General features: G+C 41.5%; 22 protein-coding genes. 6 read left to right on the forward strand and 16 right to left on the reverse strand.

Annotation, left to right across the window (positions count from 1 at the left end; translation table 11 throughout):
• Positions 1-217: 217 nt before the first annotated feature.
• The 5 genes from guaB to BDE36_RS15710 all read right to left on the reverse strand — a co-directional run bounded on the left by guaB (position 218) and on the right by BDE36_RS15710 (position 6,081).
• The gene (guaB, locus tag BDE36_RS15690; RefSeq protein ID WP_128767760.1) at positions 218-1,693 is read right to left on the reverse strand and encodes an IMP dehydrogenase; all 1,476 of its coding nucleotides are present in this window, start codon (positions 1,691-1,693) and stop codon (positions 218-220) included.
• A gap of 47 nt (positions 1,694-1,740) precedes the next feature.
• Positions 1,741-3,213 carry an MFS transporter gene (locus BDE36_RS15695; protein ID WP_141815623.1) on the reverse strand — a complete coding sequence of 491 codons (1,473 nt, stop codon included), beginning with the start codon at positions 3,211-3,213 and terminating at the stop codon, positions 1,741-1,743.
• Positions 3,214-3,562: 349 nt separating this feature from the next.
• A complete protein-coding gene (locus BDE36_RS15700; RefSeq protein WP_141815624.1) occupies positions 3,563-4,624 on the reverse strand; it encodes a DNA topoisomerase IB in 1,062 nt (353 codons plus the stop codon).
• Between the two features lie 15 nt (positions 4,625-4,639).
• Positions 4,640-5,458 (reverse strand): alpha/beta fold hydrolase, encoded by an 819-nt coding sequence (locus BDE36_RS15705; RefSeq protein ID WP_141815625.1) that lies wholly within the window; start codon positions 5,456-5,458, stop codon positions 4,640-4,642.
• Positions 5,459-5,580: 122 nt separating this feature from the next.
• The gene (locus BDE36_RS15710; protein ID WP_141815626.1) at positions 5,581-6,081 is read right to left on the reverse strand and encodes a hypothetical protein; all 501 of its coding nucleotides are present in this window, start codon (positions 6,079-6,081) and stop codon (positions 5,581-5,583) included.
• A 73-nt stretch (positions 6,082-6,154) separates the two neighbouring features.
• On the opposite strand from BDE36_RS15710, the gene BDE36_RS23755 reads away from it, so the two are divergent.
• The 3 genes from BDE36_RS23755 (at position 6,155) to BDE36_RS15720 (ending at position 8,446) form a co-directional block, all read left to right on the forward strand.
• Positions 6,155-6,331, forward strand: coding sequence for a hypothetical protein (locus BDE36_RS23755; RefSeq protein ID WP_161987641.1), 177 nt, complete (start codon positions 6,155-6,157; stop codon positions 6,329-6,331).
• A gap of 12 nt (positions 6,332-6,343) precedes the next feature.
• Positions 6,344-7,258, forward strand: coding sequence for an alpha/beta hydrolase (locus tag BDE36_RS15715; protein ID WP_141815627.1), 915 nt, complete (start codon positions 6,344-6,346; stop codon positions 7,256-7,258).
• 210 nt (positions 7,259-7,468) lie between these two features.
• A complete protein-coding gene (locus BDE36_RS15720) occupies positions 7,469-8,446 on the forward strand; it encodes a Gfo/Idh/MocA family protein (protein WP_141815628.1) in 978 nt (325 codons plus the stop codon).
• Positions 8,447-8,478: 32 nt separating this feature from the next.
• Here BDE36_RS15720 and BDE36_RS15725 read toward each other — a convergent pair whose 3' ends face one another.
• The 4 genes from BDE36_RS15725 to BDE36_RS15740 form a co-directional block, all read right to left on the reverse strand.
• Positions 8,479-9,423 (reverse strand): 1-phosphofructokinase family hexose kinase, encoded by a 945-nt coding sequence (locus tag BDE36_RS15725; protein WP_141815629.1) that lies wholly within the window; start codon positions 9,421-9,423, stop codon positions 8,479-8,481.
• Positions 9,423-10,481, reverse strand: a complete 1,059-nt coding sequence (locus tag BDE36_RS15730) for a class I fructose-bisphosphate aldolase (RefSeq protein ID WP_141815630.1) — start codon at positions 10,479-10,481, stop codon at positions 9,423-9,425. The genes BDE36_RS15725 and BDE36_RS15730 overlap by 1 nt, the downstream gene beginning before the upstream one ends.
• Before the next feature lie 78 nt (positions 10,482-10,559).
• Positions 10,560-11,858: a M16 family metallopeptidase gene (locus tag BDE36_RS15735; RefSeq protein WP_141815631.1), complete on the reverse strand. Its 1,299-nt coding sequence runs from the start codon at positions 11,856-11,858 to the stop codon at positions 10,560-10,562.
• 10 nt (positions 11,859-11,868) lie between these two features.
• Positions 11,869-13,248: a M16 family metallopeptidase gene (locus BDE36_RS15740; protein ID WP_235904281.1), complete on the reverse strand. Its 1,380-nt coding sequence runs from the start codon at positions 13,246-13,248 to the stop codon at positions 11,869-11,871.
• 165 nt (positions 13,249-13,413) lie between these two features.
• On the opposite strand from BDE36_RS15740, the gene BDE36_RS15745 reads away from it, so the two are divergent.
• Both BDE36_RS15745 and BDE36_RS15750 read left to right on the forward strand, forming a co-directional pair.
• Positions 13,414-13,665, forward strand: coding sequence for a hypothetical protein (locus BDE36_RS15745; protein WP_141815632.1), 252 nt, complete (start codon positions 13,414-13,416; stop codon positions 13,663-13,665).
• A gap of 55 nt (positions 13,666-13,720) precedes the next feature.
• Positions 13,721-14,206: a CinA family protein gene (locus tag BDE36_RS15750; RefSeq protein WP_141815633.1), complete on the forward strand. Its 486-nt coding sequence runs from the start codon at positions 13,721-13,723 to the stop codon at positions 14,204-14,206.
• Positions 14,207-14,381: 175 nt separating this feature from the next.
• On the opposite strand, the gene BDE36_RS15755 is transcribed toward BDE36_RS15750, so the two are convergent.
• Positions 14,382-14,843 (reverse strand): deoxycytidylate deaminase, encoded by a 462-nt coding sequence (locus tag BDE36_RS15755; RefSeq protein WP_128767771.1) that lies wholly within the window; start codon positions 14,841-14,843, stop codon positions 14,382-14,384.
• Positions 14,844-14,851: 8 nt separating this feature from the next.
• Positions 14,852-16,333 carry an MFS transporter gene (locus tag BDE36_RS15760; RefSeq protein WP_128767772.1) on the reverse strand — a complete coding sequence of 494 codons (1,482 nt, stop codon included), beginning with the start codon at positions 16,331-16,333 and terminating at the stop codon, positions 14,852-14,854.
• Between the two features lie 137 nt (positions 16,334-16,470).
• On the opposite strand from BDE36_RS15760, the gene BDE36_RS15765 reads away from it, so the two are divergent.
• A complete protein-coding gene (locus tag BDE36_RS15765) occupies positions 16,471-17,100 on the forward strand; it encodes a LysE family translocator (RefSeq protein ID WP_141815634.1) in 630 nt (209 codons plus the stop codon).
• An 89-nt stretch (positions 17,101-17,189) separates the two neighbouring features.
• Here the strand turns inward: BDE36_RS15765 and glf are convergent, their stop codons facing one another.
• The 5 genes from glf to BDE36_RS15790 form a co-directional block, all read right to left on the reverse strand.
• Positions 17,190-18,302 (reverse strand): UDP-galactopyranose mutase, encoded by a 1,113-nt coding sequence (glf, locus tag BDE36_RS15770; protein WP_141815635.1) that lies wholly within the window; start codon positions 18,300-18,302, stop codon positions 17,190-17,192.
• A 13-nt stretch (positions 18,303-18,315) separates the two neighbouring features.
• Positions 18,316-19,731, reverse strand: a complete 1,416-nt coding sequence (locus BDE36_RS15775; RefSeq protein ID WP_161987643.1) for a retropepsin-like aspartic protease — start codon at positions 19,729-19,731, stop codon at positions 18,316-18,318.
• Positions 19,732-19,800: 69 nt separating this feature from the next.
• Positions 19,801-21,186 carry an aspartyl protease family protein gene (locus tag BDE36_RS15780; protein ID WP_141815637.1) on the reverse strand — a complete coding sequence of 462 codons (1,386 nt, stop codon included), beginning with the start codon at positions 21,184-21,186 and terminating at the stop codon, positions 19,801-19,803.
• Between the two features lie 62 nt (positions 21,187-21,248).
• Positions 21,249-22,586 carry an HlyD family secretion protein gene (locus tag BDE36_RS15785; RefSeq protein WP_141815638.1) on the reverse strand — a complete coding sequence of 446 codons (1,338 nt, stop codon included), beginning with the start codon at positions 22,584-22,586 and terminating at the stop codon, positions 21,249-21,251.
• Positions 22,543-24,765: a peptidase domain-containing ABC transporter gene (locus BDE36_RS15790; protein ID WP_141815639.1), complete on the reverse strand. Its 2,223-nt coding sequence runs from the start codon at positions 24,763-24,765 to the stop codon at positions 22,543-22,545. The genes BDE36_RS15785 and BDE36_RS15790 overlap by 44 nt, the downstream gene beginning before the upstream one ends.
• Positions 24,766-25,127 lie beyond the last annotated feature (362 nt).

A 25,127-nucleotide genomic window follows, 5' to 3' on the forward strand; every position in this document is an offset into this window, starting at 1 on the left:
CCTCAACAGCATACATGGCGGGAAAAACGAGTTATGAGGCACATTACGATATATTAGTCTACTTATTTGATAGACTAAGTAAGTACATTAAACAATATCTTCCAAATTTAATTTTCATTCTTTTTATAACAATTGGTCAAACCACTGTAAACCAGACAAAAAAAAAGCAGGCATGCAATTACGCATACCTGCTTTTTCTTCTATTCTTCAGCTACCGTTATCTGCTGCTGGTATAATTAGGAGCCTCTTTAGTTATCGTAATATCGTGAGGATGACTTTCACGCATTCCTGCCGCAGTTATTCTTACAAAACGGGCATTCTGCAAATCTTCGATGGTAGCGGCTCCACAATAGTGCATCCCTGCCCTGAGTCCTCCGATATACTGGTATATCACCTCAGAGAGTGTTCCTTTATATGGAACGCGACCTACGATGCCTTCGGGCACCAGCTTGGTAACAACGTCAGTTTCATCCTGGAAATACCTGTCTTTCGATCCTTTTTGCATGGCTTCAACAGATCCCATTCCCCGGTAAGATTTAAACTTACGACCTTCATAGATGATGGTCTCACCTGGCGACTCCTCAACCCCCGCGAATAAAGAACCAGCCATAATGGTACTTGCACCTGCTGCAATCGCTTTTACAATATCGCCGGTTTGCTTGATACCTCCATCCGCAATAACCGGGACACCACGTCCCCGTAACGCCTTAGCGCATTCATATACAGCATACAACTGAGGCACTCCAACTCCCGCAATAATCCGGGTGGTGCAAATAGAACCAGGGCCTATTCCCACTTTCACGGCATCTGCTCCAGCATCAGCAAGAGCTATTGCCGCTTCCGCCGTACCAATATTTCCTGCAATTACCTGTAGCTTCGGAAAGTTTTGTTTAATAAGTTTAACCATGTCAATCACGCCTTTTGAATGACCATGGGCTGTATCTACAGTCACCACATCGACTCCCGCATTAACAAGTGCTTCCACCCTTTCAAGGTTGTCGCCAGCCACGCCTACCGCAGCGCCAACTCTTAACCTTCCGTGCTCATCTTTACATGCCAGGGGGAAATTTTTAAACTTCTGAATATCTTTAAAGGTGATAAGTCCAACAAGCTCTCCGGCTTCGTTAACTACCGGTAACTTTTCTATCTTGTACTCCTGAAGAATGCTTTCAGCTTGAAGAAGCGTGGTTCCTTCAGGTGCTGTGATAAGGTTTTCCTTCGTCATCGCTTTACTGATAGCGAGAGCAGCGTCCTTCTGAAAGCGAAGGTCGCGGTTGGTTATAATACCTACAAGGATCCTTTCTCTTGTTACAACCGGAATTCCTCCGATACTGAAATCCTTCATGATCTTGAACGCATCGCCCACAGTCGCGTCTTCATGAAGGGTTATAGGATCCTGAATCATTCCACTCTCAGATCGCTTTACCTTGCGCACTTCTTCTGCCTGGCGCTGTATAGTCATATTCTTATGAAGAATGCCTATACCACCTGCCTGCGCAATAGCAATGGCAAGTTCAGCCTCCGTAACCGTATCCATGGCAGCGGAAACAACAGGAACATTTAGCCGGATCTTTTTGGTGAGATACGTGCTGGTATCAACATCGCGTGGTAAAACTTCAGAATAGGCGGGAATTAATAAGACATCGTCGTAGGTAAGGCCTTCAGCTACGAACTTTTCGGGATCAAGTTGCATTGGCAAATAAATTTTATTATTTGCCGGACAAATATAGGGCTTTTATTTCAATGAAACAATTGCCTCATCTTTTTCATCAGTCCGATTGAGAAAGCGGGACTATAATTCCCTACCCTTTTAACTTCGCGCGTAATATTTCTTCTGAAACGGGCATGCATATATACCACAACTTTATCTTTGCCCACCTCGCCTTTTTCTCTTACCTCAGCTAGCAACCTAAGCGAAAACATAGCAAATAAGCCGCCGATGATAAAGAAGAAGTTCCAGCCCTGTAAATTCACAAAATTAAAGAGTGAAGTATGTCCATCACCCTTCCAGGAGAATCCACCCGTGAGTTGATGTGACGAAAAGAAATCGGCCATTAATCCGCCTATCATCGGCGCTATCGCTGAGAACAGGGCTATCGTCATATTTTTAACCGTGAGATAAACGATCGCCTCCTCTTTCGGCGCCAGTTTAATACTGATATTGCTAATAGCAAGATTCGCTCCGGCCGTAGAAAAACCCGTAACAATATTGATCACAGCAAGAAAGCAAAGTACCAGCAGCATAGAAGGCGCCATACTCACAAAGGCCCAGGAGATTATACATAGGATGTATATCGGCGCGCAAATATTAATGATCGTTTTATTGCTGAAGCGATCAGAATATCTTCCCCACATCTTAATTGAAAAGATACTGCTTATCTGGCACAGTATACCGAGACATATGATATAGGAAAGAGGCAAACCTATTGTTTTGAGCATGTAGACCGAAAAAAACGGAGTCGCCAGATTAAGTGAAAAAGCCCATAAGCCGTTGAATTTAAGAAGGCTCCTGAAGTTCTTATCTTTTAGTGGTCTTTTAAGCAGCTTTGCAATATTCTCGTTTATAAGGAGAGATGCAGGCTCCGGCGTTTTTGCCAGCAAATACACACTTAGCATTCCGAAACAACCGCCAATCAGAAACATTACCGAATAAGCAATCATTTCATACTGCGGATAATGCAGTTTTATATAATCCAGGGAAAGAGCGATGAGCAAACTTAAGATCACACTTAGCGACTGGGTCAGCCTGCTTCTATGGGAAAAATACGTACCCAGTTGTTTCGACGGAATCAAATCCTTCATCCACGAATTCCAGCTCGCACCGGCGATAGAACCGAGATAGTAGTGAAAGAAAAGCAGGAATATCAGAACCTTTACACTTGTCCCGCCTGTAAAGAGAAGCGGCAGCAAGCCAATAACCACTAAAGGAAAGCGGGCAAAAAGATTACTCACAACAGCTATTACCCGGCGACTGGCAAACTTCTGGACTAACCAGATAGACACCAGTTGAAAAATACTGCTGAAGGTTGGCAAAGCGGCGAGTATCCCAAGCTGAAAATTACTGGCGCCCATATGCAGGGCCATCGCCACCAGGAATGCACCGCCCGTGAAGGCAACCATCGATTCTGTTGCAAGCCCTTCTGCAACTACCAGTTTAAGCCCCTTTTGAACCTCAGCTTCGCGTAGGCTCGCAGACGGTTTTAATCGTATCATTTAACCCCTTTTCAGAAAACAACTGAAGAATTAAACGGAAAAGGGTAACTCAGAGTTACTTACAAGGGCAACAAAAAAGGATGATCGTTATCACAAAAAAAATCACCGTATACTTAAACAGACACTTTAATTGCACGATGAGCGCGATTCAACACGAAATACAGCTATTTACTTCAGAAAACATTGATTTCCTTTCGTGAGAAGACTTTGGCAGGATTTTTTCTATCTGAACAATATATCCATGAAACTATGAAAAATTACAACCGCCTTAAGGTAAAAGTCTGGACAGTAGTAGGAGGCGTACAACAACTCCTGCAGGTATATTTCAGATTATAAGCAGTGGTGTCTGTTATGTACTACCGCTTTTCTTGTTTCGTTCTGCTTTAAGAAATGACAACAAAACCTTTTCGTCGGCATTTAATCCCGTCTCGGGAGCTAAAAGACCATTCTTCTTAACCTTCTTTAGAAAAGGAAGAAGCGAACCGTTCTCATAGGCTTCCATCAAAGCAGGAAACACATAATACTTTTTGCAAACAGAACGCGTATTACCTAACTTAGAGCTTACCGAATCAAGTACAGCAACCGTTATTTTTTTCCGTTTCGTTTCCGACTCTGGAAATTCATATTCTGAATAAGACCTTAAGGCCTCCATCGTCCCCGACCAGGTTCTGAAATCCTTCGCAGTAAAATCGCAACCCGTGATTTCTTTAATATAGCTGTTTATCATCCCTGAATCTATCGGGCAGCGTTCACCATCGGGAGTATAATACTGAAACAACTCCTGACCGGGTATATCACGACACTTCTTCACCAGTTTAGAGAGATTTCTGTCTGTCAGATTCATCTCGTGCATCACCCCCTTCTTTCCCCTGAAACAAAGTTTCATCCGGCTGCCCTCTATCTTTACATGCCGGTCGCGAAGAGTACTCAGTCCGTAAGATCCGTATAGCTGTTTATAAGATTCATTTCCAACCCTGATCAGCGTCTTTTGCATAAAATTAACAGCAATAGCGAGAACTTTGCGCTGATCCAGCGACCTTCTCCTCAAATCCCTCTGAAGGTTGCGCCTGAACTCAGGGAGCTTTCTTCCAAATTCGAGAAGCCGGTAAAATTTGTTCTCATTCCTTAATTCCGACCAGCTGGAATGGTATCGATATTGTTTTCTGCCTGCCTGATCAATTCCTGTTGCCTGCAAATGGGCATTTGCCTTTTCAGCAATCCAAACGTTTTGCCATGCTGGCGGAAGCACAAGCCTCTTAATGCGTGCAAGCGTCCTCTCGTCGCTTATCTCTTCTCCCCTCCTGTTCAAAAAAACAAACCCGTCCCGAGCGGCTTTCCTTGTTATTCCGGGGGAAGTATCGCTCACATAAACCAGATTATTTTCCTCGAGCAATTGTTCTGTCTCTGTCATTGCTCAATTAAACAATCAGGATAAAAAATGTTTGCTTAGATAATCTTTAAGCTTAGAGTTAAACACAGCAGGAGCTTCACAATTAGGAAGATGCCCCGCATGAGGGATAATTTCAAGTTCAGAGTCCCTGACGCTGTCCTTTAAAACATCAGCCTGTTCCTGCGTCATCAGACGATCATCGGCGCCCCTTATAACCAAAACGGGCACCTTGACAGCCTGGAGCACGCCGGTGCTGTCTGTTCTCGAAGCTAAAGCAAGCTGCGTTGAACAAATTACCTGGGGTAAAGTACTCGTAATGAGTTCGCGTATAAATTCAGGCACTTTGGAGCCTGATCTCAGAGTATGATCACTGAACAGGTTTGCGACAAAATTCTCAGCGAATTTATCAGTCCCATTTCGCATTATCTCATCAATAGAGGCAAAACGTTTTAACTTGCCCTCATTAGAATCTGAAGAAGCATTGGTATCACATAATATCAGGCCGCTAATAAGCTCCGGCGCGATCTCTATTACTCTTAATGCGATATATCCGCCCATGGAGACGCCGCATAAAACCACATTCTCAAGAGATAGTGTTTCTATGAAACGGCAAAGATCCCTTGCAAAAAGATCGATACTAAAAAATGGATGATCGGTACTGCTTTCCCCAAAGCCACGAATGTCGTAGGCTATACCCTGAACATTTTCGTCAAGCGGTTCCAGCTGTTTCCTCCAGATCTCCGAACTAAAAGGGAATCCATGAATAAACACAATGGTTACTTTAGGCTTATCCGATGGTTTTATGAGATAAGAAACTTCGAGATCGTTAATTTCAACAAATCGTCTTTCAATCATATCTCATAAAGTTAAGAATTAACTTTCGTGAGTCAATATGCTTTTGTTAGACGATAGAGGAAAGTAAACACGCGAATCCACAATTAAGGCATTCGCATCGTGGGTTCAAAAAGCTTGAGTAATTAATACCAGTTATTACTTCTGAAAGGGATAAGGTAAATCAATTTTAGAGATGGACTGCTTTTCCTCATGTTATTCAAAGGATTATAGTCTCCAAAATTATAACCAGCTCCAACACCGATCTTTTCGCCGATCATATAGTTAATTCCCACGCCTGTCTCCAAACGTAGCGGCGATTTCATACTTACTGCCTGGAATTGCGTTCCGTTAGAAACATCACACTGCATATAGATATTTACCCTTTCCGAAACGCTTGTTTGAGAATACAGGCGTATCCCTACTAAATTCCCAAACTTCTGATCAGACATATAGCTTTTAACAACAGGACCAAAAGATAACTGCTGTCCAGCTTCTGTTTTAAACCCCGCCAGTACCGCACCGTTCATGTTCGGCGAACCATAATTACAACTGCCCGTTTGCGCAGAAAGGTACCAGCTAAGATATTGCGCTTTAACAGAAACGCCTGATACAAATAAGGTAAATAGAAGTAAATATCTCATCATACTGATACTAAGGCAAAAAAAAAGCCAAAGGCTGGCCATATTCCCCAAAGATCAATTGCACCTGTGAAAACACATGAATTATATTTCTAATGACAGGAACGGCAACTTCGGATTACAGAAACCTGTGGAATATTGGGAAATAGCGGGGAACCAAATACACGCTTCAGAATATTCAGCCGGTAAGCTGGCGTCACTCAAAGCGTTGCAGAATCAATTGGCTCAAAACACAAACAATCACTATATTGCGTAAAAAAGTAAATCAATGTATAAGATTATCCTTACTTTATTCTGTACTCTAATTTTAATGAAAGGCAGCACCCAGACAGTTATCGCCCTCTATAACGGAGAGATCCCGGGCTCAATAAAAGGAAACGAAAAAGAAGAAAAGAACACCGATGCTTCGGGAATGATAAGATATGGAAAAGTTTCAGAACCTACCCTTGAGATCCATCTGCCTCCGGCTGGAAAAGCCAACGGAGCAGCCGTAGTGATCGTCCCTGGAGGAGGCTATCATATTGTCTCCTACACAAACGAAGGAACCGATATTGCCGCCGAATTTAACAAAATGGGCGTCGCTGCCTTCATATTGAAATACAGGCTGCCATCGGATGCGATAATGAAAGATAAAACGACGGGACCCTTACAGGACGCACAGCAGGCTCTGAAGGTAGTCAGAAGCAGAGCTAAAGAATGGTCGGTGGATATTAATAAGGTAGGAATAATCGGCTTTTCTGCAGGAGGGCACCTGGCCTCTACTGCAGGTACCCATTTCAACAAATCATACACAGAGAATAAAGAAAAAACCAACCTTCGTCCAGACTTTATGATCCTTGTTTACCCCGTGATCAGCCTCAGAGATAGCCTGATGCATAAAGGGTCGAGAGATAACCTCCTCGGAACAAATCCTTCTGCCAGCCTCATAACAGAGTTTTCAAACGAACTGCAGATCACGCCGCAGACTCCACCCACCATGCTTATTCATTCAGCAGATGACAAGACTGTAAAAATTGCAAACAGCCTCGTATTCTATGAAAACCTTTTAAAGAACAACGTTTCCGCCGAAATGCATTTATATCCAAAAGGAGGACATGGTTTTGGAATCCGTCCGAACCGCTCCCCCGATCACTGGACGGACCGCGTAGAGCACTGGCTGAAGGGACTCGGAATGATTAAATAAGGATCGGTTGTGGGTTGCGTGTTGCAGGCGACTGGCAAATTATGAGTTATGAATTATGAGTTATGAATTTAGAGAACCTTTAAGCATAAGCCTGATTAACACACAAACCATAACTCATAACTAAAAAAGCCCGCAATTCCCACAACACGCAACTCGCAACACTTTTCTTGATACTTGATACTTGATACTTGATACTTGATACCAACTCACATGAGCAAAATCAACTGGGGAATTATCGGCTGCGGCAATGTAACGGAAGTAAAAAGCGGCCCGGCTTTCAATAAAGTACCGAACTCATCCTTAGTGGCTGTTATGCGTCGCGACGGAGCAAAAGCCGAAGATTATGCAAAACGGCACGGAGTACCAAAATGGTATAACGATGCGCGGCAACTGATTCAGGATCCTGACGTAAACGCCATTTATGTTGCCACTCCTCCTGCATCACATGAAGAGTATGCGCTGGCAGCTCTGGAAGCTGGAAAACCCGTGTATGTAGAGAAACCCTTTACATTATCACAGGAATCGGCGATAAGGATGTCCGGCGCAGCGGCAAAGTATAATACCCGGTTGACCGTAGCGCATTACCGTCGCGGACTGCAGCTCTTTAAAAAGATTAAAGAACTGCTTCAGCAGCGTGTCATAGGAGATATCAGGTTTGTAAGTCTGCAGATGCTGCAACCTCCGCAATCAGATATGATTGCAAAAACGGAAGAGAACTGGCGCTTGAATCCTGATATATCCGGAGGAGGCCTCTTTCACGACCTCGCTCCTCATCAGCTCGACCTGATGATCTGGTTCTTTGGCAAAGTAAAACGGGCAGAAGGATTCTCCTTAAATCAGGCAGAAGCGTATCAGGCAGACGACCTTGTATCAGGAGAACTGCTCTTTGACAATAATATCCTTTTTAGAGGGATATGGTGCTTTACTGTCCTGCCGGAAGAAAGCAGGGACATCTGTGAAATTGTCGGATCTGAAGGGAAAATAAGCTTTTCGGTCTTTGGCGACCATTACGTCCTTCATCAGAATGGAAAAGAAGAACGTACCGTATTCGCTTTGCCCCAGCACATCCAACAACCCATGATTGAAGAAGTCGTACAGTACTTTATGGGAACCGGCCCTAACCCATGCACCGCGCAGGACGGTGTAGATGTTATGAAAATTATCGACACTTTTACGGGCAGAGGGTAATACTCTCTGCCCTATATGCCATTTTCAATGCTTTATCCTACCGTCGACTTCAGAAGCCATTTGTAAAGCCTGTCTACATCTTCCACCTTAAACAATCCTGTACCAGGGTTCATCGTAGCGGCAGTCCCGCAGGCAACCCCCATCATCGCCATTTCACAGAAGTCGCCGCCTTTAGCCAGCACAGATACCATACCGGCAACCATACTATCCCCTGCTCCTACTGTACTAAGTTTTCTTACCGACGGAGCAGGAATATGCCTGTTCATATCCTTTGTTACGAGATGAGCGCCCTGTGGCCCCATGGATACCACAACTACTTCCGCCTTACCCATGGTAATCAGTTCCTTTGCAGCCTCGTCGGCCGATTCGTTATCCAGCGATTCGGCACCGGTAAGCTTAGCAAGCTCTCCTATATTGGGTTTAAGCAAAAACACGCCCTCAGCGACAGCCTCCTCCAACGCTTCGCCGGAAGTGTCGAGAACAACCTTCGCTTGTTTTTCTTTAAGCGACTTAATGAGTCGTCTTAAAAAAGATGCTTCCATATCAGGAGGAAGACTTCCACTGATCACTACTAGATCCGGAAAAGGCGACAGGTTCATGATACTTGTAAATATCCGCTCCTGAGCTTCTTCAGGAATCGCAGATCCCGGCATTCCAAAACGGTACTGCTGATTGGTGGATGTTTCCACTACAATAAAGCTCTCCCGCGTTTCGTCCTCCAGTTCAAAGGGCAAGATCGATACCTTTTCCTTTTCGAGCAGCTCCTCCAGCAACTTTCCCGTTCTGCCCCCCGAAGGAAAAAACGCGTCAGACTGAATGCCCAGCCGGCTCAGTGCCCTTGAAACGTTAACACCACCGCCTCCGGGTTCGTATTTAGGAGGATCACATCTCAATTTTCTTTCGGGAGTAATTTTATCAACGGCGCTGCTTTTATCAACGGTCGGGTTAAGCGTTATGGTTAGAATATTCTTTATCATCAGGCTAAGTTAATTTCTTTTGCCAAATATACATCCTGCATGGTCTGTAAAAAAGAAACGCCTTCAGCAAACGGCCTTTGAAAAGCCCGCCTTCCTAAAATCAACCCCGTTCCTCCTGCCCTTTTATTTACAACCGCAGTCTTCACTGATTCAGCAAGATCAGATGATCCTTTAGATTCACCGCCCGAGTTGATCAGTCCGGCCCTGCCCATATAACAGTTTGCCACCTGGTACCGGCACATATCTATAGGATGGTCAGAGGCAAGTTCGGTATACATCTCAGGACGGCTTTTAGAAAAATTGATAGCCGTAAAACCACCGTTATTCTCAGGCATTTTCTGTTTAATAATGTCCGCCTGTATCGTCACACCCAGATGATTGGCCTGCCCCGTGATATCCGCTGAAACTTCGTAGTTCACACCATCCTTTTTGAACGCATTGTTACGGGTATAACACCATAAGATACAGGCCATCCCCAGGTCATGTGCACGCTCAAAAGCTTCTGCAACCTCAACGATCTGCCGGCTCGATTCCTCCGAACCAAAATAGATGGTTGCTCCTACCGCCGCAGCGCCCAGATTCCAGGCATCCTCTACCGACCCAAACATAATCTGATCGTATTTAGTCGGATAAGTAAGCAACTCATTATGGTTTATCTTCACGATAAAAGGAATTTTATGCGCATACTTTCGCGACATCATCGCAAGATTACCAAAAGTTGTGGCCACAGCATTACACCCGCCCTCCATTGCGAGCCTGATAATATTCTCCGGATCGAAATACATAGGATTCGGAGCAAACGATGCACCGGCTGTATGCTCAATCCCCTGATCAATCGGAAGAATAGAAATATATCCCGTGCTCGCAAGCCTCCCATGATTAAAAATAGAGGAAAGGTTTCTCAGCACCTGCGGATTGCGATTTGACTGCGCAAATACTTTATCGATAAAATCCGGTGAAGGCGTGTGCAAAAGATCCTTCGAAATGGTTTTACATTCATGCAGCAAAAGCGTTTCAGCGCTGTCGCCTAAAAGATCAAGAATTTTCTGATAACTCATGGCATTGCATTTTATACCCTTTAACAGCGCGGCGCTAATATTGTTGCCATTGAATACAATTACAACCCGTAAGATACATTAAATCCCAGAACCGAATACTTCTTGTCCGGCAAGCGTTAAATCTCCAAGATAATTCCACTGAACGTTGTTTACATACTTTTTAAGGACGGCATTCATCTGCTCCAGCCTTACCTTTCTAATCAACTCGGCAGCTTTATCAGCAAGCTCCCAATCGCCCATTACTTCCGCAATTCCGAGGCTTGCAGCAATAGCAGCAGTGCTCTGTTCCTTGATGTAATTGTTGGTTATGAACCCGCTCTTTGAAGACACCAGCTCTTCGTAACTGAAGCCGTTCTCCATTGTTTTCTTCAGCAGATCTAACATCACTTCTGTGGAAGCTTTAGGGTTGGTTGTACTTACATACATAACTCCAAAAGGCATAAGCCTTGTAGTAGCAAAAGCATATGGAGCATAGGATAAATTTCTTTTTGCTCTGATCTCAATGAACAACTTATTACTTAACGCAGCAATAGCAAGCCTGTAAGGCATATAATCAGCACTCGTCATAGCCGGCGCATTGATGGAAGCCGTTATGTAATTTGTAGCCAACTGCCGTTGCTCTAACAGGGGCTTTTTATCCTCTAAAGCAGGGGCTGCATATACAACACGTTTATAGGGCTTGACAGGCAGCGAAGCGAAAGCCGCTTGAATCCTTTTTGAGATCTCCTCTTTTGTTATCTTACCTACCACAACAATAAACATCTTGTTCTTGTTGACCAGTTGGTTGTAATAATAATTCTTCACATCGGCGGCAGTAAGTTTCCGGATAGTTGCTTCTTCACCCGAGGGATTCCTGGCATAGGGCGTACCGTTAAATGCATGCTGCATAGTTAACTGGTTGATCCTTCCATCCGGAATAGATTCAGACTGCCGGATACCTGATACTACTTTTTCTTTAAGCATCTGCAATTCTTTCTCGCCGAACACAGGACTCGACACTGCGCTAACAAACAGATCCCAGCCCTGATCAAAAAAACGAGATATACAGTTCATATTGATAACACCAAAATCGTAATCAGATGAACCGGTGATCTCAATTCCGTAAGATTCAGCCCTGTTTTTAAACATGTCCCTGGTATATTTCCCCGCACCACATTCAGTTGTTGCCAAAAGCGCGAGATTCTCTATACCTGCTAAATCATCGGTATAATTTGCTACGCCACCTTTGTAATACATACTCACATTGACAATATCTTTAATCGTAGGTTTCAGTATCACTTTAATGCCAGCCACATCAAAGGAGCTAGTCCCCGCCTGCTGAGAATAAACGATGATGCCAGGAATAAAGAATAAAATAGTTAATACAATACGCTTCATATACTATAGATTATTTAGACACAAAGAACTTCCCGGGATTTAGCTGCTCCTTCATCTGAGGATTAATTAACATACCTGCGCAATACGGCTTGTCTTTAATATATTTTCTAACGTATTGCTGCAGGTCTTTCTTGCTTACTTTTCTGAGATTATCGATGTACGTAGTCAGGTAGTCAATAGAAGCTGAAGCCCACCAGAATGATACAGTATGTACATAATTGGTTGTAATTTCCTGCTCTTTTACCTGCCTGATTTCGAGCTGCCTTTTAGCAGTCTCGATCTGTTCATCTGTAAGATAATCAGCAGAGTCCCATAACGCTACCTGCTTCTTTACTTCAGCTATACACTCTTCAGCTTTTGCGGGATTTGGAACAACGAAAACACTGATGGGCCCCGTATGCTTTTGTGTCAGGTAACCGATACTAATTTGATAAGCCAGCCCGGTGCTTACAAGCGCCTGGCTGAATTTAGAAGAGTTCTGGTTAATGATAAATGAGAAGACGTCGGCGGCATAGGTCGCTGGAATATCGGTACGGGTGTCGGGCCCCATCCAGTTAAACATTACCAGGGGAACCTTAGCCAGCGCTGATTCAACAATAAAGTAATCTGTCGTCTTCAATGGCTGGAATTCGGGAACCGGCCATCTTTTAGCTGGATCAAAACCAGAGCGCTGCCAGCTTCCCAGTACATTTTCAGTAAGACTGAAAACCTCCTCATGCTTCACATCTCCGGCAACTGTTAAAAGCGAATTATTCGGCCAGTAGTATTTATTTTTGATGGTATCCATCTTGGCCGGAGTTGCAGACCGGATAATGTCATGGTTCCCTATTGTATTCTTCCTGCTATATAACGCGCCCCACATATGACGATTCATTGCATCGTATAAGGAAAAATATGGATTCGACTCATTCCGTTGAAACTCTCCGTCCACAACCACATTTTCGCCCTTCATTTCCTGGGCATCAAACTTCGGATATCTGATTGCCGAGTTCATAAATCGCAGGCCCTCAGGAAAGTTATATTTAGGAAGAGTAAAGAAGTAATTCACCCGTTCATTTGAGGTGGTGCCATTGAAGAGAATCCCTAACTCCCTCACTCTGTTCATAAAATCCTGCTGACTTGGATAATCCCTGTTTGCTTTAAAAAACATGTGCTCATAAAGGTGGCTCAGGCCATTATACTCAGGAGGCTCGGTGTAAGCGCCATTCTTTACAGCAATCTCTATCGTTACAAGGGGCACGCTATTATCTTCAATCACCATTAACTCCAGGCCATTCGGCAGTTTCTTATAAAACATATTGGAAGGTAGAGAGCCCAATTTCTGTAGCTGCTGCGCTCGAAGTTGTATACAGGCTACAGAAAACATAAGAACGAACAAGGTTTTTTTCATAAAGAATTGGTTTTTATAAAGATATAAAATAATGATAAAGTGTTTCAAATCCGGTGGATCGAATCTCCCGTAGCAAAAAACAATTTCAGTTATTCCTTTGTGTTTATTGCTAAGAAAGCGCTTTGTTCAATATCAAACATATCAGAATTCTGGCAGAATAACAACATGAAACTAAGTGAACCATTAATAAAGATCCTCGCTAAGATGTATGAGCCCTCGAGCATGATCAATAGCAGTTATAAAGGCAATGACATAGCTCTTAAAACGGATACCGAGGGCAACGCTGTGCTATTATTCATCGGAAAAGCCACTGAGAAGGGGACGATTAAAGGCGAACGGTACGCACGCACATTGAAGAAGGATAAAGACGGAAATATCATCAAAGATCACTGGGAGCTGAAAGGAAAAGCAACATGAAACCTCAAAACATTATCTGTATTTAAAACGTTAGCCAATTTCACTTTATAATCATATGCCTGCACCATCCGTTATAGCCTGCTGTATTAAAATACTTGAAAAAGGCCTCAAAATATCCTTTGCCGAAAGCGCCAGTACCGGACGACTGATATACGATTTCACGTCTGTACCTAACTGCGGTAACATCATCAAAGGAAGCATCGTCTGTTACGACAGAAGTGTTAAGGAAGAACTTTTTAAAATCCCTGCCGAAGTCATTGATGAACATTCAGCCGAATCAGCAGAAGTAACGCAACTGCTTGCAGAAAACCTCCGGGATCTTTTGCCCGCAGATATCGTTGTAGCAGTAACCGGACTAGCCTCGCCTGGTGGCAGCGAAACACCCGAAAAACCCGTTGGAACCATGTTTGTTCATGGCATCATAAAGGACAAACCCTGGAGCCGACGCTTCTTCTTCGAAGGATCCCCCGACGATATCGTAGCCCAAACGATCAATGCAACAGCCTTAACCTTACTTGATGAATTGAAAGATGTGGAATAAGAAGGTTATCAGCAGTCAGAAATTAGCAGTCAACTTTTACAATCCGACCATTGCCAGCCGATTCTTGAATCTTGCTTCCTGATACTTGATACTTGATACTCGATACCTGATACTCGAGACTTGATACCCGATACCTGATACCTGATACCTGATACTAGATACCTGATACTTGATACTAAGTCCCCAGCTTACTGCACTCCACACCAAAACGTCTCAGGAAATCAACACCTTCATCCGAAGCCAGGCCTTTGTACTCTGCGTAAGAGCTCTTATAAATAACATTAGTTATCCCCGACGAAAAGATAAGCCGTGCACAGGGAAGACATGGCGATAAGGTAACATATAAAGTAGAGCCTTGCAGGTCAGCCCCATTCTTTGCAGCATAGAGGATTGCATTTTCCTCCGCATGCAGCGCAAGAGAACAACTCCCCCTTGCATCCCTCGGACAACCGGTTTCGGGCCACTCCTCGTCGCAGTTATGAGTACCTGCCGGCGGGCCGTTATAGCCAATAGAAATAATCCGCGTGTCCTTGGTAAGAACGGCTCCGACCTGGGCCTTTACGCAATGTGAGCGTAAGGCCAGGTCGGAAGCCAGGTTCATAAATATGCTTTCAAAACTTGGTTTTTCAGCAATCATAAAAATTATTAATGCCCTCCGGCAACAGTTTTATCAAAATCAATACCCTGTTTTTTCAGGATACCACTAACACGCCATGCGTAAAATGCAAGATATGCGAAACATAAAACGCCTACAAGGTACGACCATTGAATTCCGAGGAAAGCATCGGCAACGTAACCCTGAAGTAAACTGATAATACCGCCGCCCATAATCATCATCACAAGTAAGCTCGATCCGGCGTTTGTATGCTTACCAAGTCCTGCAATAGCAAGAGTAAAGATACAAGGCCATAAAGTAGAGCAAAACAGCCCGACACTGATAAAGGCATAAACACTTACCATTCCTTCAGTAAGCATTCCTAAGAACAGCGCTGCGATGGCGATTGAAGAAAAGATCAGCAACTGCCTTGCCGGATTCCCTTTACTCAACAAATCAGCGATGATCAAAACAACGATATTTAAACCATACACGTAGAACGGTGTAATATCATGACTAGCTAGTTTATTAATCAACAGGAATACTCCAAAAGCGATATAAGGCATTATAAACCTCATAATCTTCTTCGTTCCGTCAGATAAATTAAAGGCGCCAACCGAAGCAGTCCAGCGGCCTATCATTAAACTGGCCCAATATAGAGACACGAAAGGCGCTATATTCTCTGTTGGGAAAGGCAAACCGTCTTTCGTATGAACGTGTTGCTTCATAAACTCCGGAAGATTTGCAGCCGTTGATACTTCCACACCAACATACACAAATATCCCAATCATACCCATCACCAGCTGAGGATAATCCAGAGCCGATTTTTTAACGTGATGTAATACATTCGATACTGTGCCTGCGGATGAGTCGTCTTCCTGCGTATCCAATTTATTAGGGATAGAAGAAAACATAAAAATAACAGCCACCAAAATGAAAAGGGCCCCCAGGATAAGGTAAGGCACTTTCACCATTGAAATACTTGCAACACTGGCAGCTCCGGTGGTGCTGACAGAACCAAAGATCGCCATACTTACAAGGATCGGACCTATAGTCGTTCCGAAGTTATTTACACCTCCGGTAAGACTCAGGCGCTGTGCACCTGTCTTAGGATCACCCATTGCGATAGCAAGCGGATTAGCAGCAGTCTGCTGCAGTGAAAAGCCTAATCCCACGATAAATAAACCCGAGATCATTAGAATGAAGGAAGCCGATTCAGCTGCAGGATAGAAAAGAAGAGTTCCCAGCGCAGATATAACCAACCCCACTGCGATCCCGTTTCTGTACCCTATTCTGTTCAATATATCTCCACCAGTCAGTTTAGATATAAAATTATAGATCAGTGACCCTACCGTATACGCTACGTAGAATGCGAAGGCAATCAGCATGGACTGCCATTGTTCCAGGTGAAGATGATCTTTAAATACAGGAATTAAAATGTCGTTACTGGCGGCGACGAAGCCCCAGAAAAAGAATACCATAACCAGCGTATATAACGCCGATCCATAATTTTTACTTTCGTTTGCTTGCATGGAAATAATAAATTAAAGCGCCTAACATAGGTATTTTTTCAAGAAATCTGAAACGTCAGTTAATATTATTATAATTCATTATTTAAGGTTTTTTATTGTAAAAATCAGATATTCGCACATTCCGAACTGCGAATTAAATGCTTGAAACAATTATATCTGGTGTAGGACTTGGAATAGTGCTTTCATTTGTAACAGGCCCGGTTTTCTTTGCACTGTTGAAAACCAGCATTGAAAGAGGCTTTCATGCCGGTATGTGGCTCGCCGCCGGCGTTGTACTCAGCGATTTTATCTATGTAGGACTTGCTCTATATGGCTCATCCTTCATAAAATTTGAAAATGAATACCGACTGCCCATTGGAATTACAGGAAGCGTCGTCCTGATGGGAATTGGTTGCTACTATTTATTCAAAAAAGTTAAAATAAACTACGACAATACCACCTCCACAAAAAGAAATACGGGTTATTTCATCAAGGGCTTCCTGATGTGCATCTTCAACCCTTCCCTGTTATTATACTGGGTGAGTGTAACCAGCGGAATCATTTCAGTCACAGGAGAAATCCAGGCACAGCAAGTCATTCCCTTCTTCGGCTCCATCCTCGCAACCCAATTCAGCATGGACACCTTAAAAGCGTACTATGCAAACAAACTGCGATACCGGATCAAAGAAAACACCATAACCCTCTTAAACCGCGTCGCCGGAACCCTCATCATCATCTTCGCCCTTAAACTGATCTACAACCTGGTGTTCAATATGCCGTTGGTGTAGAAGATCTAGGGTTCGAATCAATTGAGACTGATGAGATGTGAGGGATTTTAATATTAGTGGAGGACTGCGCCGGTCGTCATATGTTATATCTATTTATCTCCTCTTTGTAATTCCAGTTGAACTTTGTTTAGCGCCGAGGCAATAACCTGATGCATATCATAATAGCGGTACTCACCTAGTCTACCTCCTAAAATTATATCCTCATTTTGTTTTGCCAGTTCTTTGTACCTGTTTAAAACCACACTATTCTTTTCATCGTTAATGGGATAATAGGGTTCTCCATTAGTTCCGTTTAATGGGTGTTCATATGTAATAACAGTGCAGGGCTGGGATCCAAATTCGAAGTGTTTATGTTCTATTATCCTAGTATAGCTTGTTTCTTTATCTGTGTAGTTGATAACAGCATTCCCCTGGTAGTTGGACATATCTATGGTTTGTGATTCGAAATGGAGACTTCTGTATTCCAAACTCCCAAACTTGTAATCAAAAAACTGGTCTATTTTTCCTGTAAAGACTATTTTCCGGGCAAGCGATTCATAAGATTCTCTCATTTCGAAAAAGTCAGTATTCAAACGCGTCTCTACACCTTCCAACAACAGCTCTATTATTGTATTGTACCCACCGATTGGTATCCCCTGATAAGTATCATCGAAATAATTATTGTCGTAAGTAAATCTTATGGGCAGCCGCTTAATAATAAAGGCTGGTAAATCAATGGCTTTTCGCCCCCATTGTTTTTCAGTATAGTGTTTTATAAACTTCTCATAAATATCAGTTCCCACCAGTAGCAAAGCTTGTTCTTCGAGGTTTTTAGGATCCTTAATCTTCAGCCCTCCGATTTGTTCACGTATTTTCTGTTTTGCTTCTTCAGGAGTTTTCGTTCCCCAAAGCTGGTAAAACGTATTCATATTGAAGGGAAGATTATATAAATGCCCTTTATAATTTGCGAGGGGAGAATTTGTATATCTGTTAAATTCGGCAAATTGATTGACGTAATCCCATATCTTTCTATCGTTTGTGTGGAATATGTGGGCCCCGTACCAATGAACGTTAATTCCGCTTATCTCTTTGCAATAAATATTTCCTCCTGCATGATTACGTTTGTCTATAACCAGACATTTTTTCCCGGCTTTAGTCATTTCGTGAGCGAAGACTGCGCCGAATAATCCTGAGCCTACTATAAGATAATCATACTGTTTCATTTATGTGGTTTGATTAATTTAAGGCTGTCACTCTCATATTATCGAAATCGAAGCTTATTCTTGGTGCCAATCTTTTAAATAATTTGACTCCGGCAACACCGTCGAAAATATTAAAATGAACATTTCTATCTAGTACGAGCACCTCACCAACAGCGTAATTTATCCGTCTGCCATTGAGGTAAATATTTGCATCTTTTACAAGCTCATGTGGAATATTAAAGCCACTACTTGTTAATGTTTGATATTCGTATGGCTTTTTTTGTGTTACTGAATCTATTTCTATCATCTTTTTATTCTTGTTATAAAATGAAAATGGTATGGTCAAAAGATCATTAGATCCTACATCCAAATGCCCCGTCCAGCTCAGTCCGTTTATTTTCAATTTCACAAAAGGATTATTGTCTATGAGAAAAATGTTTGAAGAATCGTCTGGTCCTGTCTTTTCATTGTTGACAGGAAAAGAAACTGTCTGCTTTTCCCAGTCAAAATCAAATCTGCCGACGAGTTTCATTGCTGGCAGACCCATTATTACCTGGTCGTTGTTAAATATTTTCTCGACACTCGACTTCATTTTAGCATTTAAAGTATCAGATAAACGGGAAGTAAATGGATCGTTAAAAACTACTACAGGGATATTGTGCAGTCTTATCCCTCCAAAATCTACCTGGTCAATCACCTCTACCCGCATTTTTCTGGGGACGCCATTAAACATTTGTACACTATCCTGGTTTTTATTTACCAATTTAGTGCCTAGTTTATCAGCAAGGCTCCGTGTTATCGTAAAATAGGCTGAAAATCCTGTATCGAACGTTGTTTCGGCAGTAACACCATTGTAGCTAGCATTAAACCGGATAAGCTCACTATCATTAATCCTTATTGTTTTTCCTTTACCGGAATTATCTCTCTCGATTTTGATTCTCGGTTCAATTAGGTCCCTATATTTGAATGTTTTTTTGGTCTTTTCTATAGAATTCGTCTCATTGCGAATAAAATCATGGTCCCGGAAAAATGGATTTCTTCTTAAATAATCCAGGTATTTATCGCATACGATCACCCCGTCGCTGAATCGCTGCTGACTATCGTAAATAGATAACAGCTTTCCATAATAAGGGCTAATTCCAGGGCCTATTTTAAGTTCATGATTGGCGATTAAATCTTCGATATAAATAGCGGCGCTATCCGGTTTATTGAAAAACATCGACATGTGTGCCTTATATAAGGCATCTAATGTTTTATCATTTACCGGCAGCTTGTCTGCATATTGTTCGCGAAATTCCCTAGCGTCAAAACATCTGCCCTGCTGCATAAGGTCAACAAGCTCACGAACATAATCACGCCGGGCGTTAGAAGATAAAACAAAATTACGCTGGGCGTTAGAGGTTAAAATGAAGGAAAAAGCTAATGATAAGGTTAAAAGAAGTCTTTTCATGTCCAGTCTGATTCTATTTATAATGATTACTGGTATCTCGGTTGTAAAATTCTGCCTGTCCATTTAAAACTAATCTGATACTTTCACCCTCATATTATCGAAGTCGAAGGTTATTTTTGACCCCAGTCTTCTAAAGAAATTGACGCCGACAACACCGTCAAAAATAGTAGCATGAGATTTTCTGTCCGATACGACAACTTCGCCGTCTCCATGATTTAACATTCTACTATTTAAGTAAACATCTGCTCCTTTCACAAGTTCGTGCGGAATATTAAAGTAGCTCCCAGCCATGGTATGACGTTGAAATGGTTTCTTTTGTGCTGTCGAATCGATTTCAATCTGGCTTTTATTCTTCATATAAAATGAATAAGTCATATTTAAAAAATCATCAGACCCTGTATCTATATATCCGACATAATTCAACCCATTAATTTTTAAGTCTATATAAAGACTATTTTCTAATAAATACGTCCTTGAAGAATCACTAGAAACAATGTTTTCAGTTTTCACTGGAAAAGAAACTGTACGATTTTTCCAATCAAAGTCGATCATTCCTATCATTTTCATTGCTGGCAACCCCATTATGATTTGCCGATCACTAGCTATTGCTTTGTCCTTTGATTTTGTTTTTACATTCAAAGTATCTGTCGTATATGGAACAAGCCGGTCGTTAAAAACTAATACAGGAATATTATAAAGTTTCACCCCGCCAAGGTTTATTTGGTCGATCACTTCTATTCTCGCTTTCGTTGGAATATCATTTACTATTTGTATGCTATCCTGAGTTTTATCCACCAATTTCGTACCTATTTTATCTGCTAAACTTCTTGTTAACATAAAATAAGCCGTCGCCCCTGTACTAAACCATGTTTCGGCAGTGATATCATTGTACTTAGCATTAAACCGGATATAGCCCATGTCACTAATCCTTATTGTTTTATATTTACTGGAATTATCTCTCTTAATTTTAATCCTGGGTTCATTTACATCTCTGGACTGGAGAGCCTTTTTTATACTCTCTACAGAACTCATCTCTTTATGAATAAAGTCCTGAGCCTGATCAAATGGGTTTATTCTTAAATGCTCTATGTATTTGTCGCACACCTTTATTCCCTCTTTGAATTGTTGTTTACTCCCGTGAACAGACAACAACTTTCCATAATAGGAAGAGATCCCAGGACCTATTTTAAGTTCATGATTAGCAATTAAGTCTTCCAGATAAATAACTGCACTATCCGGTTTGTTAAAAAACAAGGCCATGTGTGCCTTATACAATACATTGAATGCACTGTCATTTGCCGGTAGCTTATCTGCATTTTTTGTACGGAATTCCATTGCTTCGAAACATCTGCCCTGTTGAAGAAGATTAACAAGCTCCTGAGCATAATTACGTTGGGCAAAGGATGACAAAATAACAGAAACAGATAATGCTATGGTTAAAATGAGCTTTTTCATTTATTTGATTTAAATTTTGTAATAATTAGACTCTTTGAACTTACGGTTTTATATTATTGAATCTATTTTGTATTAAACTTTATATTATCGAACAATCGTTCTATAAGCCTACGATCTTTTACAATAATATCAGCTTGTCCTCCAATTTCATATTTAAAACCCAGTTTATCTCCGTAGTTTGTAAGCAGTCCGTTTGGCATATCCACTGTAACCAGATAGGTATTAATATTGCTTTGGGTTGTTTTATATTCATTGGTTATCAGTGATATCGATTTAACAACACCTTTTACCGCCCCGTATTCGGCATAAGGGTAGTCGTCCAGTTTTATTGATACGTTAGAGCCAATTTTTACTTTTCCAGCCCCTATAGCAGGGAGCAAAACCTGCCCCAGGATCTTATTTTCCTTCGGAACTATACTAAATACGTCTTCACCTGCATGCACGAACTGCCCCTCAGCCCAAAATTTCAGGAATTCTACCCGCCCGTTAAAGGGCGCTTTTAAAACATAAGTTTGTTCCCAGTGAGTTATCTGGTCATTCAAATCGTGATAAGACGCCTGCAGATCCAGCTGTATTTGTCTTTCCTTTTCATTCTTTTCTACGGTTAATAGAGATAGTCTGTTTTTGATTTCGGCTATTTGCAACTGTATTGAAGCTATCTCCTTTATCAAGTCTTGATCACTCCGTTTAGCTGCTAAATATGCCGTTTTACGTTCGTCTATTTCAAATTCAGTAGCAGCAACAGTGTTTTTATTTATTGATTTATATTTTTCCAGCCACTTTTCTGTAATATCCAGGTTATCATTTGAAATTGCAAGGGCCCCCTCCGTCTCGCCCAATATTTTGATTTTCCATTTTATTTCTCCCTCCAGGTTAGTGCGCTGTTGCTCATAAACATTGTCTTTATAATAGTTTGCCATATTTTTCAGAGCAGACAGAAATGTATAATATTTCAAATTCAGTTCCCCTAATGAAACCTTTTCCGGGAAAATCTTAATGAACCGAGTATGTAGCGCTGTATTATTAGGATCGAATTTCCGGACGAGAGATGCTAGAAATTGAACGTCTGAAGTATTCGCCGGGTTTTCGATAATGGCTAAATAATCACCCTCTTTTACGACGTCCTGAGCTTCAAAGCCAAAGATCTTTATTTTACCAGATGTATTTGCAGGCAATTTAACTGACGTTGTATTGGAGTTTATTTTTATCTGTCCTGTTACAACATCCGGGTATCTTATCAACCAGCCAAATAGAACAAGAAGGATAGAAAAAATAATTATTGCAAGAGCTACCCAATTGCTGAAAGCCGTAGGCATCCGATCTATAATATCACTTACTTCTTCGCTTCGCTTCGTATTATCCCTCGACTTCGGCCGCAATTTTAACAGGTTCCAGATCATATTGGCTTTGAATTAATTCGTAATAGTGCTCATGTCTACTCATTAACATATCGTGGTCGCCCACCTCTGCAACCATACCAGCTTTCATCACGATAATTTGATCAGCTTTCTTAATTGTACTCAGCCTATGGGCAATTACTATTACCGTCCGGTTTTTAAATACATTATTTAAGGCAGTTACTATCTTTTGTTCATTAATCGTATCCAGGGCATTAGTTGCTTCGTCTAAAAAAAGATAGTCGGGGTTTTTATATAATGCCCTTGCTATCAGCAGGCGCTGCTTTTGTCCGCCGCTCAACCCACGCCCCATTTCCCCTATCATGGTCTGGTACCCTTGCGGCATAGCTTCTATTTCTTTTGAGATGTTGGCAATATCAGTAGCGCGCTGTAAAGCTTCATAATCTACTTTTTCGTCGTTCAGAACGATATTGTTCTGAATGGTATCGTTAAATACCTTTCCGTCCTGCATCACACTTCCACACTTTGCCCTCCACTGGCGCAAACTTACATTGTTGATATTCATATCCCCAATACAAACTTCTCCAAAGGAGGGGAGATAAAGTCGTAGCAAAAGCTTTAATAAAGTGGATTTTCCGCAACCACTATCGCCTACTACTGCTGTTACTTTTCCTGCCGGTATAGTTAAATAGATTCCTTTCAAAATCAGCGGAGCATGAGGAGAATAAGCAAATGAAAGATTCTTAACGATAATACTTTTATCTTTAGGTAGCTCCATACTATTGGCGGATATCGATACCATATCATCTTCATCTCTTAGCTGGTGAATCTCGTTGATTCTCATGAAACTGATCTTTGCATACTGTGCCGACTGTATAAATCCTACCAATTGAGCAATGGGGCCATTGAGCATACCAATAATGAACTGGGTAGATATCATAATCCCGAATGTAATGCTACCATTAATTACTGCGATGGCACAGAAAAACGTGATAGCCATGTTTTGTAAGTTGTTTATAAACTGCGCTCCCAGCATTTGAGCATTATTGATATTTAATATCTTAACATTTAATTTGTAAAGACGTGCTTGTATAGCTTCCCATTTCCAGCGCTTCTGATCTTCGTAGTTATTAATTTTTATTTCCTGAATATTTTCGATCGTTTCAACCCAATAACTTCGATCTTTGGATAATAAATCAAAATACTCCCAGTCTAGCTTACGTCTTATCTTTAGAAACAGGAACAACCACAGTACATACACAATACTCCCGCCTAAAAACATAAAAAAAAGAGTCTTATTAAAAATCATTAGGATGGCACTAAAAATAACAAAAGTGATAGAAGAGAATACCATGCCCAGGGAGTTATTCATAATAAAATAGCGAATACGCTCGTGGTCATATGCCCGCTGCAATATGTCCCCCACCAGCTTGTTCTCGAAAAAAGAGACTGGCAGCTTCATAAGTTTCATGAGATAGTCTGAAATTAATGAAATATTGACACGGGTGGTAACATGAAGTAACACCCAGTCCCTCAGAATATTTGACAATGTAATACTTAGCAGCAAAACAATATTGGCTACAAGTACCATATACACAAAATTTACATCTCGTGTACGGATTCCTGTATCAATTACAGCTTTTGAGATAAACGGCAGGAATGCCTGCAATATCGTAGCTATAAACATAATCAGGAACAGGGTACCAAAAGCTTTTTTGTATGGAGTGAAATAACCAAGCAGGTTCTCAAAACTTTTCAGTCGTTCTATTTTTTCATGGGCTTCAATCTGTTTAAAATTGGCCATAGGATCTAAGATCATTAATACCCCATAAGAGCCCTCGCTTTTATACCACTTTTCTTTGAATTGTTCGTGAGAATATGAAATAAGCTCTTTCGCTGGATCGGATACGTATATTCTTTTGTTTGTAGCCCGGTAGATGACAATAAAATGATCGTTATTCCAGTGAACAATTGCCGGTAAAACCACTCTTGTTACTAAATCTTTAATTGTAACCTTAACAGACACAGTCCTCAATCCAATCTTGTCAGCGGCATAGCTGATATCTGACATCGATACACCTTCCCGGGTAATTCCACATAAATCTCTCAGATATTGTAAAGAATAATATTTACCATAGTATTTAGCAATTATCTTCAAACAGGCAGGACCGCAATCTTTAGCGTCCATCTGAAATTCGTGGGGAAAAGATTTCAACAGCATACTATATTAATTTTAATAACTGTAATCCCCCGCCTATTAAATACCTATAGTCGTTATTGATTAATTTACTGTTGTCATAGAAAAGATCCGTGTCGTCAATCCAATCATCGATCATCTCGGGGTCGAAATGGTATTTATAACATGAAGGACAAACTAGTATGCTCAGCCATGCGTTATTAATATCCAAATTGGAATTATCTTTCTTTCTCTTAAGCCTATTTTCACACGAAAACTGGTTTGCAGTGGATAAAAAGAAGGAGGAAATAATATTTTTTTTGTCAATCATATTTCCAAGGCTTTGCGTCACCTCCATGGAATTCCACAATTCCACATCATTACTCAGCGCAATCACTGTACCGACC

Source organism: Arcticibacter tournemirensis, from assembly GCF_006716645.1.
In the GTDB taxonomy this organism is placed as follows: domain Bacteria; phylum Bacteroidota; class Bacteroidia; order Sphingobacteriales; family Sphingobacteriaceae; genus Arcticibacter; species Arcticibacter tournemirensis.

What these genes read in the sequence shown, in the direction of transcription:
- BDE36_RS15785 (WP_141815638.1), bottom strand. Translation starts at nt 22,586, where the DNA reads ATGATCTGGAACCTGTTAAAATTGCGGCCGAAGTCGAGGGATAATACG.
- BDE36_RS15740 (WP_235904281.1), bottom strand. Translation starts at nt 13,248, where the DNA reads ATGAAAAAAACCTTGTTCGTTCTTATGTTTTCTGTAGCCTGTATACAA.
- BDE36_RS15720 (WP_141815628.1), top strand. Translation starts at nt 7,469, where the DNA reads ATGAGCAAAATCAACTGGGGAATTATCGGCTGCGGCAATGTAACGGAA.
- BDE36_RS23755 (WP_161987641.1), top strand. Translation starts at nt 6,155, where the DNA reads ATGAATTATATTTCTAATGACAGGAACGGCAACTTCGGATTACAGAAA.
- BDE36_RS15780 (WP_141815637.1), bottom strand. Translation starts at nt 21,186, where the DNA reads ATGAAAAAGCTCATTTTAACCATAGCATTATCTGTTTCTGTTATTTTG.
- BDE36_RS15700 (WP_141815624.1), bottom strand. Translation starts at nt 4,624, where the DNA reads ATGACAGAGACAGAACAATTGCTCGAGGAAAATAATCTGGTTTATGTG.
- BDE36_RS15755 (WP_128767771.1), bottom strand. Translation starts at nt 14,843, where the DNA reads ATGATTGCTGAAAAACCAAGTTTTGAAAGCATATTTATGAACCTGGCT.
- BDE36_RS15760 (WP_128767772.1), bottom strand. Translation starts at nt 16,333, where the DNA reads ATGCAAGCAAACGAAAGTAAAAATTATGGATCGGCGTTATATACGCTG.
- BDE36_RS15695 (WP_141815623.1), bottom strand. Translation starts at nt 3,213, where the DNA reads ATGATACGATTAAAACCGTCTGCGAGCCTACGCGAAGCTGAGGTTCAA.
- BDE36_RS15790 (WP_141815639.1), bottom strand. Translation starts at nt 24,765, where the DNA reads ATGCTGTTGAAATCTTTTCCCCACGAATTTCAGATGGACGCTAAAGAT.
- glf (WP_141815635.1), bottom strand. Translation starts at nt 18,302, where the DNA reads ATGAAACAGTATGATTATCTTATAGTAGGCTCAGGATTATTCGGCGCA.
- BDE36_RS15710 (WP_141815626.1), bottom strand. Translation starts at nt 6,081, where the DNA reads ATGATGAGATATTTACTTCTATTTACCTTATTTGTATCAGGCGTTTCT.
- BDE36_RS15750 (WP_141815633.1), top strand. Translation starts at nt 13,721, where the DNA reads ATGCCTGCACCATCCGTTATAGCCTGCTGTATTAAAATACTTGAAAAA.
- BDE36_RS15730 (WP_141815630.1), bottom strand. Translation starts at nt 10,481, where the DNA reads ATGAGTTATCAGAAAATTCTTGATCTTTTAGGCGACAGCGCTGAAACG.
- BDE36_RS15715 (WP_141815627.1), top strand. Translation starts at nt 6,344, where the DNA reads ATGTATAAGATTATCCTTACTTTATTCTGTACTCTAATTTTAATGAAA.
- BDE36_RS15775 (WP_161987643.1), bottom strand. Translation starts at nt 19,731, where the DNA reads ATGAAAAGACTTCTTTTAACCTTATCATTAGCTTTTTCCTTCATTTTA.
- guaB (WP_128767760.1), bottom strand. Translation starts at nt 1,693, where the DNA reads ATGCAACTTGATCCCGAAAAGTTCGTAGCTGAAGGCCTTACCTACGAC.
- BDE36_RS15725 (WP_141815629.1), bottom strand. Translation starts at nt 9,423, where the DNA reads ATGATAAAGAATATTCTAACCATAACGCTTAACCCGACCGTTGATAAA.
- BDE36_RS15745 (WP_141815632.1), top strand. Translation starts at nt 13,414, where the DNA reads ATGAAACTAAGTGAACCATTAATAAAGATCCTCGCTAAGATGTATGAG.
- BDE36_RS15705 (WP_141815625.1), bottom strand. Translation starts at nt 5,458, where the DNA reads ATGATTGAAAGACGATTTGTTGAAATTAACGATCTCGAAGTTTCTTAT.
- BDE36_RS15735 (WP_141815631.1), bottom strand. Translation starts at nt 11,858, where the DNA reads ATGAAGCGTATTGTATTAACTATTTTATTCTTTATTCCTGGCATCATC.
- BDE36_RS15765 (WP_141815634.1), top strand. Translation starts at nt 16,471, where the DNA reads ATGCTTGAAACAATTATATCTGGTGTAGGACTTGGAATAGTGCTTTCA.